Below are 16,212 nucleotides of genomic sequence, written 5' to 3'. Positions count from 1 at the left end.
CGTCGCCGGCACGTCGTACGGATTGACGGCGGGAGCGGACACAATGGGCGGGTGAGTACCCCCAGCCTGCCCTCGCCCGACCACGCCGCCGCCCTCCGCGAGGCCCTGCTCTCCGCCGGGTTCACCGCGGACGGGCTGCTCGACCTGCTCGGCGCACCCGCCTACGCCGCGCTGGCCCGCAGCGAGACGGTGCCCGCCGCCCGCGCGACCCGCGGGGACGGCCCGCTCCCCACCCTCGCCCGGCTGTTCCTGCTCCAGGACTCCGTCCCGGCGGAGGCCGCGGAGGCCGCCCTGCCGCTGGCGGAGGCGCTGGCCGACGGCTGGGTCGAGCGGGACGGCGACGGGATCCGCGCGCGGGTCGACGTACGCCCGTACGGCGGCCCGGACGGCGAGGACTGGTTCATCGTCTCGGACCTCGGCTGCGCCGTCGGCGGCGCCGGAGGCATCGGCAGCAAGGCGCAGGGCGTGGTCCTCGGCGTCGGCGGCGCCTCCACGACGCTGGCCGGGATCACCGTCCGCACCCCCGTCGGCACGGCCCTCGACCTCGGCACCGGATCCGGCATCCAGGCCCTGCACGCCTCGCAGCACGCCACCCGGGTGACCGCCACCGACGTCAACCCGCGCGCCCTGGAATTCACCCGCCTGACCCTTGCGCTCTCCGGGGCGCCCGCGGCCGAGCTGCGGGAGGGCTCCCTCTTCGAGCCGGTCGGCGGGGCGACGTACGACCTGATCGTGTCCAACCCGCCCTTCGTGATCTCTCCCCAGGCCTCCGGCGCGGAGAACCCCACCGGGGGCCGGCTCACCTACCGGGACGGCGGCATGGGCGGCGACGACCTGTGCCGCACCCTCGTCCGGCAGGCGGGCGAGCACCTCAACGAGGGCGGGTACGCGCAGTTCCTCGCCAACTGGCAGCACGTCGAGGGCGAGGACTGGGCCGACCGGCTGCGCTCCTGGGTCCCGGCCGGCTGCGACGCCTGGATCGTGCAGCGCGAGGTGCAGGACGTCACCCAGTACGCCGAGCTGTGGCTGCGCGACGCCGGCGACCACCGCACCGACCCGGCCGAGTACGCCCGGCGGTACGAGGAGTGGCTGGACGAGTTCGAGGCCCGCAAGACCAAGGCCGTCGGATTCGGCTGGATCACGCTGCGCAAGACCGCGGCCGAGCGCCCCTCCATCGTCGTCGAGGAGTGGCCGCACCCCGTCGAGCAGCCCTTGGGGGACACGGTCCGCGCCCACTTCGAGCGGCAGGACTACCTGCGCGCGCACGACGACGCGGCCCTGCTCGAAGGCCATTTCCGGATGGCCGGAGAAGTGGTGCAGGAGCAGGTCGGCGCGCCGGGCGCCGAGGACCCCGAGCACGTGGTGCTGCGCCAGCACCGCGGCATGCGCCGCGCCACCCGCGTGGACACCGTCGGGGCGGGCTTCGCCGGGGTCTGCGACGGCTCGCTCAGCGCCGGGCGGATCCTCGACGCCATCGCCCAGCTGATGCAGGAGGACCCCGTCGTCCTGCGCGACCGGACGCCCGAGGCGATCCGGATGCTCGTCGAGCAGGGATTCCTGGAACCCGCTCCCGGCATCGGGACGAACTGAGTTCACCCGGGGTTCGCCCGCCGTACCCCGGGCCCTGCCAGGCTCCCGCCCACGGGGGATGCCCGGGGGCCCGAGGGGACGGGAGCACAGCATGGAGAGCGGTCCAGCGATCTTCGCCGGCGTGGTGTTCACGCTGTTCGGAGCCGGGATGCTGCTCTGGACGGGGGCGTGCGCCGTGCGGCGCGAGCCGGTTGCGGAAGGTGTGCGCCCCGGCCTGGCGGTGCCCGTGGCAGCACTGGCCGGCGCGGTGTCCGTGGCCCTCGGGGTCTGGTGCTTCGCCAGGCCCTGAGGGCGGGTCCGGCGGCGGACCGGGGTGACGGCACGGCGGTATCCGGGCGGCAGGAATGGCACTAGTCGGGTTACCGTTCGAGTGGCCGTTGCGGGCTTGTGCCGTTTGACACGGGGGCGGGTTGTACCGTCACACTCCGCAGCGTCGCCGTACTGCGACCGAGTGCCGACCGGAGAGAAGAGCCAAGTTGTCCCCGACTAGCGAGACCGCAAAGGGCGGCCGCCGACTCGTCATCGTCGAGTCTCCTGCGAAGGCGAAGACGATCAAGGGCTACCTCGGCCCTGGGTACGTCGTCGAGGCGAGCGTCGGGCACATCCGCGACCTCCCGAACGGCGCCGCCGAGGTGCCGGAGAAGTACACGGGTGAGGTCCGCCGCCTCGGTGTGGACGTCGAGCACGACTTCCAGCCGATCTACGTCGTCAACGCGGACAAGAAGGCGCAGGTCAGGAAGCTCAAGGAGCTGCTGGCCGAGTCCGACGAGCTCTTCCTCGCCACCGATGAGGACCGCGAGGGCGAGGCCATCGCGTGGCACCTCCAGGAAGTGCTCAAGCCCAAGGTCCCCGTCCACCGGATGGTCTTCCACGAGATCACCAAGGACGCGATCCGCGACGCCGTCGCCAACCCGCGCGAGCTGAACAAGCGCATGGTCGACGCCCAGGAGACCCGCCGCATCCTCGACCGCCTCTACGGCTACGAGGTCTCGCCGGTCCTGTGGAAGAAGGTCATGCCGCGCCTGTCGGCCGGCCGCGTCCAGTCCGTCGCCACCCGCCTCGTCGTCGAGCGCGAGCGCGAGCGCATCGCCTTCCGCTCTGCCGAGTACTGGGACCTCACCGGCACCTTCTCCACGGGCCGCGCCGGCGACCCCAGCGACCCGTCCTCCCTGGTCGCCCGCCTGAACACGGTCGACGGCCGGCGCGTCGCGCAGGGCCGCGACTTCGGCCCGAACGGGCAGCTCAAGAGCGACGTCCTGCACCTGGACGAGGCGAACGCCCGGGCCCTGGCGGCCGCGCTCGCCGAGACCTCGTTCGCCGTCCGCTCCGTCGAGTCGAAGCCGTACCGCCGGTCCCCGTACGCCCCCTTCCGTACGACGACCCTCCAGCAGGAGGCGTCGCGCAAGCTGGGCTTCGGCGCGAAGGCGACCATGCAGGTGGCCCAGAAGCTGTACGAGAACGGCTTCATCACCTACATGCGTACGGACTCCACGGTCCTCTCCGAGACGGCCGTCGCCGCCGCCCGCGCGCAGGTCACGCAGCTGTACGGCGCCGACTACCTGCCGGAGAAGCCGCGCGTCTACGCCGGCAAGGTCAAGAACGCCCAGGAGGCCCACGAGGCCATCCGTCCGTCGGGTGATCGTTTCCGCACCCCGGCCGAGACCGGTCTGACCGGCGACCAGTTCCGCCTCTACGAGCTGATCTGGAAGCGGACCGTCGCCTCCCAGATGAAGGACGCGGTCGGCAACAGCGTCACCGTCCGGATCGGCGGCCGCGCCGCGGACGGGCGCGACGCCGAGTTCACCGCCTCCGGCAAGACGATCACCTTCCACGGCTTCATGAAGGCGTACGTCGAGGGCGCCGACGACCCGAACGCCGAGCTGGACGACCGCGAGCGGCGCCTGCCGCAGGTCGCCGAGGGCGACGCGCTGACCGCCGAGCAGATCACCGTCGACGGCCACGCGACCAAGCCCCCGGCCCGCTACACCGAGGCCTCGCTGGTCAAGGAGCTCGAAGAGCGCGAGATCGGCCGCCCGTCGACGTACGCCTCGATCATCGGCACCATCCTCGACCGCGGCTACGTGTTCAAGAAGGGCACGGCGCTGGTGCCGTCCTTCCTGTCCTTCGCCGTGGTCAACCTGCTGGAGAAGCACTTCGGCCGGCTGGTCGACTACGACTTCACCGCCAAGATGGAGGACGACCTCGACCGCATCGCGCGGGGCGAGGCCCAGTCCGTGCCGTGGCTGAAGCGCTTCTACTTCGGCGAGGGCTCGGGCGAGGCCACGGGCGCCGGCAGCGCCGCCGAGGCCGGCAACGGCGACGGCGACCACCTCGGGGGCCTGAAGGAGCTGGTCACGGACCTGGGCGCGATCGACGCCCGGGAGATCTCCTCCTTCCCGGTCGGCGAGGGCATCGTGCTGCGGGTGGGCCGCTACGGCCCGTACATCGAGCGCGGCGAGAAGGACGCGGAGGGCCACCAGCGGGCCGACGTGCCGGACGACCTGGCGCCGGACGAGCTGACGGTCGAGTACGCGGAGCACCTCTTCTCGAAGCCGAGCGGCGAGTTCCCGCTGGGCAAGGACCCGGCCAGCGGGCACGAGATCGTCGCCAAGGACGGCCGCTACGGCCCGTACGTGACGGAGATCCTGCCCGAGGGCACGCCGAAGACGGGCAAGAACGCGGTCAAGCCGCGGACCGCCTCGCTCTTCAAGTCCATGTCCCTCGACACCGTCACGCTCGACGACGCGCTGAAGCTGATGTCGCTGCCGCGCGTGGTCGGCGCGGACGCGGAGGGCGTGGAGATCACGGCGCAGAACGGCCGCTACGGCCCGTACCTGAAGAAGGGCACGGACTCGCGGTCGCTGGAGACCGAGGACCAGCTCTTCACGATCACGCTGGACGAGGCGCTGGCGATCTACGCGCAGCCGAAGCAGCGGGGCCGGGCCGCGGCCAAGCCGCCGCTGAAGGAGCTGGGCGTCGACCCGGTCAGCGAGAAGCCGGTCGTGGTGAAGGACGGCCGCTTCGGCCCGTACGTGACGGACGGCGAGACGAACGCCACGCTGCGGCGGGACGACGACGTCGAGACGATCACGCCGGAGCGCGGCTACGAGCTGCTGGCGGAGAAGCGGGCGAAGGGACCGGCCAAGAAGGCGGCGAAGAAGGCGCCCGCGAAGAAGGCCGCGGCCAAGAAGGCGCCGGCCAAGAAGACGACGGCGGCCGCCGCGAAGAAGACGGCCGCGAAGAAGACGACGACGGCGTCGGCGGCGAAGAAGACCACCGCCGCGGCGAAGACCGCGGCGGCGAAGAAGGCGGCCGCGGCCCCTTCGGAGGACTGACCCGCACGGGCCGCACCCGCACCGCGTCACCAGGGCCCCGGCGGCCGCACCCCTGCGACCGCCGGGGCCCTGCCGTGTCCGGCCGGGCGCGGCGGGGGCCCGGAAGTGCGCGCGGGAAACGTACAGCCGAGCGCAGCGGATAGGCTGGGCGGATGACGCGAGCCGAGCAGCCAACGGTCGTGAACCCCACCTACGACGAAGCCCTAGCCGCAGACTCACGTGAGCGAGCCGTGCGCGCGCTGCTGCGCACACCGGCGCTGCGGCGGCTGTGGAGCGCCCAGCTGGTCAGCGGGACCGGCGACGCCCTCGCGGTGCTCGTGCTGGTGCTCCTCGCCTTCCAGGCCGCCGTCTCCGAGGACTCCTTCGGCGGCGGCTACCGCGGCGCGGCCCTCGCCGTCGCCGCCGTCTTCGGCGTACGGATCTTCGCCACCCTGCTCTGCGGCGCCGTGCTGCTCGGCCCGCTGGCCGGACTCATCGCCCCCGGCGGCCGGCTCGACCGCCGCTGGACGATGCTCGGCGCCGACGGGTTCCGGATCGCGCTGTTCGTCGTCGCGCCGCTGTGGCTGGCCTGGGTGCCGGCCCAGGCGCTGACGTTCCTGCTGGTCACGACGTTCGTCTCGGGTGTCGCGGAGCGGCTGTGGACGCTCGCCAAGGAGAGCGCCGCCCCCGCCCTGCTGCCCGCCCCGCCGCCGGAGGGCGCGACGGTGCGCCCGCTGCCGGACCACCTCGACGCGCTGCGCCGGCTGTCGCTCCGCACGGGCTTCGTCGCACTGCCCATCGCCGCCGCCGCGCTGGTCGTGGCCGGGCTGGTCGGGCGGGCGCTGGGCATCGGGATCGAATGGTTCGCCGAGAACCCGGCCGCCCTCGGCTCGTACGTGGCCGCCGGGCTCTTCGCCGCCTCCGTCTCGCTGCTGATCCCGCTGGTCCTGCCGGACACCAAGACCCCGCGGCCCCGCTCCCCGCTGGAGGGCCTGCGCCGCCCGGCCGCCGGGAACCGTCCCGAGAAGGGCCGCACCGGCGCCGTTCCGCTGCTCGTGCTGGCCTGCGCGGCCATCGCGGGGGCCGTGTCCTGCGCCGTCGCCCTGGCCGCGCTGCACGCCGACGACCTCGGCGGCGGTCCGGTCGCGTACGCGCTGCTCGTGCTGGCCCTGACCGGCGGCACCGTCGCCGGCATCCGGGCCAGCCAGGCCAACAAGGTGCTGCCGGGCCTGTCGCGCCGCCGCCTGCTGGCCCTCGCGATAGCGCTGACCGGGCTCGCCATGCTGGTGACGGGCCTGGTCCCGGACACGGCGACGGTGCTGTTCCTGGCACTGGTGGCGGGTACGAGCGCGGGCGTGGCCGCCAACACCGGGCACATCCTGATCGACCAGGAGACCGAGGAGTTCCGCCGCGCCCGGGTCACCGCCCACCTGCACGCGGTCGTACGGGTGGCCGTGGCCCTCGGCGCGGTCGGCGCGCCCCTCTTCGCCGCCGCCATCGGCCCGCACCGGCTGGCCAGCGGCGCCTTCGTCTTCGCGCACGGCGGCGCTGCCTTCGGGCTGATGCTGGCCGGCGCGCTGCTGCTGCCGGTCGCGGTGATCGTGCTGGCGCGGGCGGACGACCGGTCCGGCGTGCCGCTGCGGCGCGACCTCAAGGAGGCCCTGGTCGGCGGCGAGCCGTCCCAGGCGGCGGCCGCGACGGGCTTCTTCATCGCCCTGGAGGGCGGCGACGGCGCGGGCAAGTCCACGCAGGTCAACGCCCTCGCGGAGTGGATCCGCAGCAAGGGCCACGAGGTGGTCGTCACGCGCGAGCCCGGGGCCACCCCGATCGGCAAGCGGCTGCGGTCGATCCTGCTGGACGTGTCGTCCGCCGGCCTGTCGAACCGCGCCGAGGCGCTGCTGTACGCCGCCGACCGGGCGGAGCACGTGGACACGGTGGTGCGGCCCGCGCTGGAGCGCGGCGCGGTCGTCATCACGGACCGGTACATCGACTCCTCCGTGGCCTACCAGGGTGCCGGGCGCGACCTGTCGCCGACGGAGATCGCCCGTATCTCGCGCTGGGCGACGACCGGGCTGGTACCGAACCTGACCGTGCTGCTGGACGTGTCGCCCGAGACCGCGCGCGAGCGGTTCACCGAGGCGCCGGACCGCCTGGAGTCCGAGCCCGCGGAGTTCCACCAGCGGGTGCGCTCGGGCTTCCTGACGCTGGCCGCGGCCGATCCGGGCCGCTACCTGGTGGTGGACGCCGGCCAGGACCCGGAGTCGGTGACCACGGTCGTCCGGCACCGGCTGGACCGGATGCTGCCGCTGTCCGAGGCCGAGGTGCGGGCGCAGGAGGAGGCCCGCCGGGCCGCCGAGGAGGCCGCCCGCAAGGCCGCGGAGGAGGAAGCCGCGCGCAAGGCCGCCGAGGCGGAGGCGGCACGCAAGGCCGCCGAGGAGGAAGCCGCGCGCAAGGCGGCGGAGGAAGAGGCCGCCCGCAGGGCAGCGGAGGAAGAGGCGGCGCGCAAGGCCGAGGAGGCCGCGCGCCGGGCCGCCGAGGCGGAGGCCGCGCGACAGGCGGAGGAGGCCCGGCTGCGGGCCGAGGCCGAAGCCGAGGCCGAGGCGGCGCGCAGGGCCGCGGTGGAGGAGCGGGCCCGGCGCGAGGCGGAGGAGAAGGCGCGTGCGGCCGAGGCGGAGCGCCTGCGGCTGGCCGCCGAGGAGGAGGCCCGGCTGCGGGCCGAGGCCGAGGAGCGGCGCCGCGAGAAGCAGCGGCGGGCCGAGGAAGCACTGGTGAAGGCCGAGGAGGCGCGCCGCCTGGCGGAGGCGGCGGCCGCCGCGGCAGCGGCGAAGGCGGCCGCGGACGCGGCCGGTGCGGCTGCCGGGGCTGTGGGTGCCGGTGCCGCCGGTGGTGCCACGGGTGGCGGCGCGGGGGCGGCTCCGAAGGTCGCGATGACCAAGGCGGAGGCCCCGGCACGGGTGGCTCCGGACGAGGCCGTCACGGTCGAGACGCCGGTCGTGGATCCGGAGGAGATCACCCAGACCGTCCCGGTGCCGAAGGTGCCGGCCACGGAGGCCGAGACCTCGGTGCTGCCGCCGGTACGGGAGGACCGTGGGGTCGACGAGACGGCGGTGCTGCCGCCGGTCCGCGAGGCCCGCGCCGAGGACGAGACATCGGTGCTGCCCCCGGTACGGGAGGACCGCGCGGTGGACGAGACCGCCGTGCTGCCGCCCGTACGGGCCACGGACCCGGTGGACCGGGTGCCGCCCGGCATCTTCCGCGACGAGGCGCCGCGGGGCGGTGCGCCGGCAGGCGCGAACGACCGGACGCGCGAGCTGCCGCAGCTCGACGACACCGGCCGCCCGCGCCGTCCGCGCCCGGACTGGGCGGAGGAGACCCCGCTGGACGACCTCCCGACCCTGGCCGACGAACTGCTGGGCTCCCACCCGGACGACGACGAGGACGACACCCCGCGCCGAGGCCGCCGCCGCTGACCCGGGGCCGCGGCGCCGCGGCCCCGGGCCGGCCGCGGGGCCGCCGCGGTGGTGGGCGCTCGCGGACCGGACGCAGGCTGCCGTGGACCGCGTACCCGCTTGTCCCCGCGGGCCACGGCAACGGCCGGGCCCCCACGGTCCCGGGCGGGGTTGTCGGTGGCAGGGGACACAATGGGGGCGGCATGAAAGGACGGGCGCATGGGCGTATGGGATGACCTCGTGGGTCAGGAGCGCGTCACGGCGCAGCTGGAGGCCGCTGCGCGGGACGCCGACGCGCTGGTCACCGCCGCCGGGAGCGGTGCCCCCGCGCCCACCGGCTCCAAGATGACGCACGCCTGGCTCTTCACCGGCCCCCCCGGCTCCGGCCGGGCCGCCGCCGCCCGTGCCTTCGCCGCCGCCCTCCAGTGCACCAGCCCGGACCGCGCGCTCGGCGCCGCACCCGGCTGCGGGTTCTGCGACGGCTGCCACACCATCATGGTCGGCACGCACGCGGACGTCTCCACGGTCGTCGCGGTCGGCAGCCAGATCCTGGTCGACGACATGCGCGACACGGTCCGCAAGTCCTACACCTCGCCGGCCACCGGCCGCTGGCAGGTGATCCTGGTGGAGGACGCCGAGCGGCTGAACGAGAAGTCGGCCAACGCCGTCCTCAAGGCCGTGGAGGAGCCCGCGCCCCGCACGGTGTGGCTGCTGTGCTCGCCTTCCGTGGAGGACGTGCTGCCCACCATCCGCTCCCGCTGCCGCCACCTCAACCTCAGCACGCCCCGGGTCGACGCCGTCGCCGACCTGCTCGTGCGCCGGGACGGCGTCGAGCCGCCGGTCGCCCTGGCCGCCGCCCGGGCCACCCAGGGCCACGTCGACCGCGCCCGCCGGCTCGCCACCGACGGGGCGGCCCGGGAGCGCCGGGCGACGGTGCTGAAGCTGCCGCTCCGCGTGGACGACGTGGGCGCCTGCCTCAAGGCCGCCCAGCAGCTGGTGGACGCCGCCGCCGAGGACGCCAAGCAGGTGGCCGAGGAGGTCGACACCAAGGAGACCGAGGAGCTGCGCGCCGCGATGGGCGCCGCCGCCGGGACGGGCGGGCGGATGCCGCGCGGCACGGCCGGCGTCATGAAGGACCTGGAGGAGAAGCAGAAGCGCCGCCGCACCCGCACCCAGCGCGACAGCCTCGACCTGGCCCTCACCGACCTGACCGGCTTCTACCGCGACGTCCTGGCCCTCCAGCTCGGCTCCGCCCTGCCGCTGGCCAACGAGGACGTACGGCAGGACCTGGAGCGCATCGCGCGGGCCTCGGGACCCGAGCGGACCCTGCGCCGCATCGACGCGATCATCGCCTGCCGCGACGCCCTCGACCGGAACGTGGCGCCCCTCCTCGCGGTGGAGGCGATGACGATGGCCCTGCGCGCGGGCTGACCCCGGTCCAGCCCGGGACCGGACCCCGCCCGTCCCGGCCCGCCCGGGGGCGCCCGGGACCGGCCCCCCCCGCGGGAGCGCCTCGGCAGCGTCGTGCGTCCGGATTCACTCGTACGGGCCGGGAATCGGCCCCCGCGGGCCGTGCGGGCTACGCTCCGGGGATGGACACCAGGCGCGTGCTGCGTACCACCGGGACCGTGATCGCGGCGGCCGGACTGTTCCTGTCCGGCTGCACCACCGGCGGCTCCGCGCCGGGCGCCGCCGCCTCCGGGCCCGGCCGCGCGTCCACCCCGGGCGCCGACCCCGCCGCCACCCCGGCCGCCCTCGCCCCGTACTACCGGCAGAAGCTGACGTGGCGGCCCTGCGGCGTCCCCGGCTTCGAGTGCGCCACCATGAAGGCCCCGCTCGACTACGCCCGCCCCGCCTCCCAGGGCGGCAAGGACATCGAGCTCGCCGTGGCCCGCAAGAAGGCCACCGGCCCCGGCAAGCGCCTCGGCTCCCTGCTGGTCAACCCCGGCGGCCCCGGCGGCTCCGCGATCGGCTACCTCCAGGCGTACGCAGGCATCGGCTACCCCGCCCCGGTCCGCGCCCGGTACGACATGGTCGCCGTCGACCCGCGCGGCGTGGCCCGCAGCGCCCCGGTCGAGTGCCTGACCGGCCCGGCCATGGACGCGTACACCCAGGTGGACCAGACCCCGGACGACGCGGCCGAGCAGGCGGCGCTGGTCGAGGCCTTCAAGAAGTTCGCGCAGGGCTGCGCGCAGCGCTCCGGCACCGTGCTGCCGCACGTGTCGACGGTCGAGGCCGCCCGCGACATGGACGTGCTGCGCGCCGTGCTCGGCGACGAGAAGCTGAACTACGTCGGCGCCTCGTACGGCACCTTCCTCGGCGCGACGTACGCCGACCTCTTCCCCTCCCGCGCCGGCCGCCTCGTCCTCGACGGCGCGATGGACCCGTCCCGGCCCGCGGTGGACCTCAACCGCGACCAGACGGAGGGCTTCGAGACGGCCTTCCGGTCCTTCGCCAAGGACTGCGCGGCCCAGCCGGACTGCCCGCTCGGGCAGGGCAACCCGGACGAGATGGGCCGCCGGCTCAAGGACTTCTTCCGCAAGCTCGACGCCCAGCCGGTCGGCACCGGCGAGCGCCGCACCCTCGGCGAGTCGCTCGCCACGACGGGCGTGATCGCCGCCATGTACGACGAGAGTGCCTGGCCGCAGCTGCGCCAGGCGATCACCGACGCCATGAACGGCGACGGCGCCGGACTGCTGGCACTGGCCGACAGCTACTACGAGCGGGAGGCGGACGGCACGTACCAGAACCTGATGTTCGCCAACGCCGCCGTGAACTGCCTCGACCTCCCGCCCGCCTTCCGCGGCCCGCAGGACGTGCAGGCGGCCCTGCCGTCCTTCGAGAAGGCCTCGCCGGTCTTCGGGGCCGGCCTCGCCTGGGCCTCCCTGAACTGCGCGTACTGGCCGGTCAAGGCCACCGGCACCCCGCACCGCCTGGAGGCGAAGGGCGCCGCCCCGATCGTGGTCGTCGGCACGACCCGCGACCCGGCCACCCCCTACAAGTGGGCCCGGTCGCTGGCCGGCCAGCTCGACTCGGGCGTGCTGCTCACGTACGACGGCGACGGCCACACGGCGTACGGGCGCGGCAGCGACTGCATCGACAGCACGATCAACCGCTACCTCCTGGAGGGCACCCCGCCCCAGGACGGCAAGCGCTGCTGACCACCCGGACAGCCCTCCCGCCCACCTGGTGCGAGGCACCCCGAATAACCCTGTAGACTTGGCGCCGCTGCTGATGCGAACCTCCCTACCGGGGAAGTTCTCTCTCCGCAGCTTGCCGCCTTAGCTCAGTTGGCCAGAGCAACGCACTCGTAATGCGTAGGTCTCGGGTTCGAATCCCGAAGGCGGCTCCAGCGAAGCCCCAGACCGGATCCGTCCGGGCTGGGGCTTCTTGGTCTGTCCGGGAGGATGGGGGGATGAGCGACGTGACTGCGGTTGAGGGTGGGCAGGTCTCCGTGCGGGTGGCCGGGGAGGCGGATCTTGATGCCGTCACCGGGCTGTTCCTGGGGTACCTGGAGTTCTACGAGGTGCCGGTCGAGGATCCGGAGCGGCCGCGCGCGTACCTCGCCGAGCGGATGGCCAAGGGTGAGTCGACCGTGCTGGTCGCGGAGCGGGACGGGGCCGGGATCGTGGGCTTCGCCCAGGTGTACCCGACCTTCGCCTCGCTGGAGATGCGGCCGGTCTGGGTGCTGTACGACCTGTTCGTGGCCCCTTCCGGGCGCCGGAGCGGGGCCGGGCGGGCGCTGCTGAGGGACGTGCTGGAGCGGGCGCGGGCGGCCGGGGTGGCCGGCGTGCAGCTGGAGACGGCGTACGACAACGAGACCGCCCAGGCGCTGTACGAGGCGGAGGGCTTCGTGCGCGAGAAGTTCCACGTGTACTTCCACGGGTTCCGCTGAGCCGGGGCCGGGGAGCCGGCTGAAGTTCTGCGGGACGGGGTGAAACATCCGGTGGGGTTCGGCGCGTCCTAGTGGGTGTGGGTGCGCTGCGGGGGTGCGCCCCCGTAAGGAGGGGGAGGGATGAGTGGGTCCCGTACGGACGGGTTCCGCGAGTTCGCCGCCGCGCGCACCGGGCACCTGTACCGCTCTGCGTGCCTGCTGACCAGCGGTGACACCCATCTCGCGGAGGATCTCGTGCAGGAGACCCTGGGGCGGATGTACGCGCTCTGGGGACGGCGCCTCTCGCGGATCGACAATCCGGCCGCGTACGCGCAGACCGTGCTCGTCCGCGCGTTCCTGACGCACCGTCGCCGGAGCTCCTCCTCCGAGCGGCCGCACGGTGAACTCCCGGACACCGACGCCGCCCCCGCGGGCGCGGACCCGGCGCTGCGGATCACGCTGCTCGGGGCGCTCGGGGAACTCGCCCCCAAGGACCGGGCGGTGATCGTGCTGCGGTACTGGGAGGACCGCAGCATCGAGGAGACCGCCGACGTGATGAACGTCAGCTCCGCCGCCGTACGCACCCGCTGCACCCGCGCGCTCTCCCGGCTGCGCGACCAACTCGGCGGAAGCCTTGCCGAGTTCGCCATGCACTGACCGGCGCCACGCGCCGTCGGCGCTCCCTCCGCTCCCTTTTCCTCCTACGCCCTGAAGGTGTGGTTCCGCATGCCCTTTGAAGACGATCTCGGACAGGCTCTCCGGCAGACCGGGGACGGATTCAGCGCCGACCAGCAGGCGCTGCTCGACGGCGGCGAGCGCCGCGGACGGCGCCGGCTGGCGCGCCGCCGGGTCGCGGCCGTCGCCGGCGGCGCGCTGACGCTCGCCCTGGTGGCCACCGTCGGCGCGTACTCCGGCGGACTGCTCGGCGGCTCCGGCAGCGGTGCGACCGTGGCCGCGGGGGGCTCGGGGAACGGCAAGGACCCGGGCGTGCCGGAGCGCGGCGGCAGCGGGGCGGTGACCCCGGAGATGCTGGTCGCGACGCTGAAGGGGCTGCTGCCCGCCGGCACCCTGACGGACACGCGGGCGCGGGGCTCCAAGGACCAGGCCCCCTACGTCTCCGGTGTCTTCGACGACGGGAAGGGCCGGTCGCAGGTCTCCGTCGTGCTCACCCGCATCGACCCCAGCGGGCAGATGTTCCGGCAGATGACGGAGTGCCCCAGCACCACGCAGGTCCCGCACGACGGCTGCACGGAGGAGACCCTGCCGGGCGGCGCCCGCCTGATGCTCTTCCGCGGGTACGTGTACCCCGACCGCCGCAGCGACACCAAGGACTGGCGTGCCACGCTGGCCACCAGGGACGGCTACCTGATCGACGCCAACGAGCACAACGCGCCCGCCGAGAAGGACTCGGGCATCACCCGTGCCGACCCGCCCCTCACCATGGCGCAGATGAAGGCCCTGGTGACCTCCGACCGCTGGCACGCCGCGCTGGAGGACCTCCCCGCGGCCCTGATCGAGCCGCCGGTGCAGACGCCGGCCGGCGGCAACGTCCAGGGCCGGCTGAAGTCCCTGCTGCCCCAGGGCCTGAAGGTCGTGGAGAAGGGCGACGACGGCCCCGACTACACCTTCCTCGTGCTCGACGACGGCAAGGGCAGGTCGCTGGTCCAGATCAACGTCCAGCCGAACATGGGCGATGTGGCCAAGGACCTCTTCGGCAGCGGGGAGGTGACCACCCTGCCCGACGGCACCAAGGTGAAGGCGGAGAAGAAGGTGGGCGAGAAGGGCGGCCAGGGCGTCGTCTGGTGGTCCGTCGACACGCTGCGCCCGAACGGGCTGCGCGTGGTGGTCTCGGCCTTCAACTCCGCCACGCAGCACACCGAGGCGACGCGGGACACGCCCGCGCTGACGATGGAGCAGCTGAAGGCGATCGCCACCAGCGACACGTGGAAGTAGGACCCCGGGGCTCCTGGTCCCGGGCGCGCCCGGGTGCCCGGTCCGCGGGGGCTGCGGCGGGCCGGTGCGCGGGGGACGCGGCGGCCCGCCGCGGGGGACGCGGAGCCCGGTCTCACTTCGCGTCGGCATAGCACTCCACGACCGCCGTCGTGAACGGGAAGCGCACGGGGGTCTGCCCGAAGGCGATCCGCCCGGCCAGGTCACCGGCCGCGCGGATCGCCTCCGCCACGTCCGCGGCCTCCTCGGCGGGGCAGTGCACGATCACCTCGTCGTGCTGGAAGAACACCAGCTCGGCCCGCATCCCGGCGGTCGCCCGGCGCAGGGCCGCCAGCATCAGCAGCGCCCAGTCGGCGGCGCTGCCCTGGACCACGAAGTTACGGGTGAAACGGCCGCGGGCCCGCGCGTTGGTCGAGGCGTACCCGGGGGTCCAGTCCGGGGCGCCGTCCTCGGAACCGGTGCGGCCGTACGAGCCGGGGCCGGAGCCGAAACCGGAGCCGGAGCCGCCGGGGTCGGCGGAGCCGGCCGGGTCGTCCTGGGGGAGGCCCGCCTCGTCGGGGCCGTCCGTCCCCGTGCCCGCGGCCGGCGGGCAGGTGCGGCCCAGGTGGGTGCGTACCAGGCGGCCCTCCTCGCCCGCCTTCGCCGCCTCGTCGACATACGCGACCGCACGCGGGAAGCGGCGGCGCAGGGCGGCGAGGTTCTTCAGGCCGTCGCCCGAGGTCTGGCCGTACACCGCGCCCAGCACCGCGATCTTGGCGGTCTCGCGGTCGCCGGAGAAGGCCCGGTCGGAGACGGCCTTGTACAGGTCGCCCGGCTGGCCGGCGACCTCCATCAGCCCCGGGTCGCGCGAGATCGCGGCCAGCACCCGGGGCTCCATCTGGTCCGCGTCGGCGACCACCAGGCGCCAGCCGGGGTCGGCGACCACGGCCCGCCGGATGACCTTGGGGATCTGGAGCGCGCCCCCGCCGTTGGTGACCCAGCGGCCGGTGACCGTGCCGTTCGCGATGTACTCCGGCCGGAAGCGGCCGTCGTGCACCCAGTCCTGGAGCCAGGACCAGCCGTGCGCGGTGTAGACGCGGTAGAGCTTCTTGTACGCGATCAGGGGCTCGACCGCGGGGTGGTCGATCTCCTGGAGCTCCCAGCGGCGGGTGGACCTGATCCGGATGCCGGCCTCCGCGAAGGCCTTGATGACGTCCGCGGGCAGCTCGGGGCGCACGCGCCGCCCGAAGGCCGCCGAGACCTCGTCGGCCAGCTCGGCGAGCCGGCGCGGTTCGCCACGGCCCGCGTAGCGCTCGCCGAGCAGTTCGGTCAGTACCGCCCGGTGGACGTCGGCCCGCCAGGGCAGGCCCGTCGCGTTCATCTCCTCGGCCACCAGGGCGCCGGCCGACTGGGCCGCGGTGAGCAGGTGGAGGCGGTCGGGGTGGGCGGTGGTGTCGTGCCGGCGGAGCTGGTCGGCGTAGACCGCGAGCAGGGCGTCGAAGGGCACGGGCGTGGTGGCCGCCGGGCTGAAGAGGCTGGACTGCGTGCCGCGCTCGGGCGTGCGCTGCGGGGGGTCGGGGGGTACGGGGGAGTGGGTCAGCCGGGCCCAGGCCGCCGCGGCCGAGCGGGGCTCGCCGGAGCGGCCCTCGTGGCCGAGGAGGAGCAGCTCGGCGTCCTCGATGTCGTAGCAGCGGTCGACGCGGGCACCGGCCGCCAGGATGCGGGGGTACAGCTCGTGCGTGGCGCGCCAGACCCACCGGGTGCCGGGCGGCGCGAGGTCCAGGGCGGCGGGGAGACCGGGCACGGTGCGCACGGGGGCGGCGGGGCGGCCGTCCGGGGTGAGGGGCGCGACCAGTACGGGACCGTCGGCGCCCGTACCGCCGCCGGGCCCACCGCGGTCACCGTCCTCACCCCCGGCCTCGGCGAGGGCCCACCGCTCGCGGTCGCTCATGAGTGCGAGTGTGGCAGGGGGGACTGACAGGGGGCGCTGCGGCCGGGCCGGGACGCGGGCGGTTTTTTGTCCACAGGGTGTGGACGGGCCGGGCGGGTGGACGGG

At 74.7% G+C, this 16,212-nt stretch carries 10 protein-coding genes and 1 tRNA gene; 10 read left to right on the top strand and 1 reads right to left on the bottom strand.

The genetic code is table 11. From position 1 onward, the window contains the following. Positions 1 to 51: 51 nt before the first annotated feature. From ACIQUR_RS15740 to ACIQUR_RS15695, 10 genes are all read left to right on the top strand, one after another. Entirely contained in the window at positions 52 to 1,590 is a 1,539-nt protein-coding gene (locus ACIQUR_RS15740) for a methyltransferase (protein ID WP_403664209.1), read from the top strand. A gap of 91 nt (positions 1,591 to 1,681) precedes the next feature. Beyond that, on the top strand, positions 1,682 to 1,879 hold the full coding sequence (locus tag ACIQUR_RS15735) for a hypothetical protein (RefSeq protein WP_403664206.1): 198 nt from the start codon (positions 1,682 to 1,684) through the stop codon (positions 1,877 to 1,879). 187 nt (positions 1,880 to 2,066) lie between these two features. Further along, positions 2,067 to 4,925, top strand: coding sequence for a type I DNA topoisomerase (gene topA / locus ACIQUR_RS15730; protein ID WP_403664203.1), 2,859 nt, complete (start codon positions 2,067 to 2,069; stop codon positions 4,923 to 4,925). 152 nt (positions 4,926 to 5,077) lie between these two features. Then, on the top strand, positions 5,078 to 8,374 hold the full coding sequence (gene tmk / locus ACIQUR_RS15725) for a dTMP kinase (protein WP_403664200.1): 3,297 nt from the start codon (positions 5,078 to 5,080) through the stop codon (positions 8,372 to 8,374). Between the two features lie 198 nt (positions 8,375 to 8,572). Continuing rightward, positions 8,573 to 9,784 (top strand): DNA polymerase III subunit delta', encoded by a 1,212-nt coding sequence (locus ACIQUR_RS15720; RefSeq protein WP_403664197.1) that lies wholly within the window; start codon positions 8,573 to 8,575, stop codon positions 9,782 to 9,784. A 161-nt stretch (positions 9,785 to 9,945) separates the two neighbouring features. Beyond that, the gene (locus ACIQUR_RS15715; RefSeq protein WP_403664194.1) at positions 9,946 to 11,514 is read left to right on the top strand and encodes an alpha/beta hydrolase; all 1,569 of its coding nucleotides are present in this window, start codon (positions 9,946 to 9,948) and stop codon (positions 11,512 to 11,514) included. A gap of 114 nt (positions 11,515 to 11,628) precedes the next feature. Next, a tRNA-Thr gene (locus tag ACIQUR_RS15710) sits at positions 11,629 to 11,705 on the top strand. 63 nt (positions 11,706 to 11,768) lie between these two features. Beyond that, positions 11,769 to 12,248 carry a GNAT family N-acetyltransferase gene (locus ACIQUR_RS15705; RefSeq protein ID WP_403664191.1) on the top strand — a complete coding sequence of 160 codons (480 nt, stop codon included), beginning with the start codon at positions 11,769 to 11,771 and terminating at the stop codon, positions 12,246 to 12,248. A gap of 120 nt (positions 12,249 to 12,368) precedes the next feature. After that, on the top strand, positions 12,369 to 12,884 hold the full coding sequence (locus ACIQUR_RS15700; protein ID WP_403664188.1) for a SigE family RNA polymerase sigma factor: 516 nt from the start codon (positions 12,369 to 12,371) through the stop codon (positions 12,882 to 12,884). Positions 12,885 to 12,953: 69 nt separating this feature from the next. Continuing rightward, positions 12,954 to 14,180 carry a hypothetical protein gene (locus tag ACIQUR_RS15695; protein ID WP_403664185.1) on the top strand — a complete coding sequence of 409 codons (1,227 nt, stop codon included), beginning with the start codon at positions 12,954 to 12,956 and terminating at the stop codon, positions 14,178 to 14,180. Positions 14,181 to 14,292: 112 nt separating this feature from the next. On the opposite strand, the gene ACIQUR_RS15690 is transcribed toward ACIQUR_RS15695, so the two are convergent. Then, positions 14,293 to 16,107 carry a bifunctional 3'-5' exonuclease/DNA polymerase gene (locus ACIQUR_RS15690; RefSeq protein ID WP_403664182.1) on the bottom strand — a complete coding sequence of 605 codons (1,815 nt, stop codon included), beginning with the start codon at positions 16,105 to 16,107 and terminating at the stop codon, positions 14,293 to 14,295. Positions 16,108 to 16,212 lie beyond the last annotated feature (105 nt).

It is taken from the genome of Streptomyces sp. NPDC101132 (assembly GCF_044759225.1).
Classification (GTDB): Bacteria; Actinomycetota; Actinomycetes; order Streptomycetales; family Streptomycetaceae; genus Streptomyces.
This window is presented reverse-complemented; position numbering and strand designations above follow the sequence as displayed.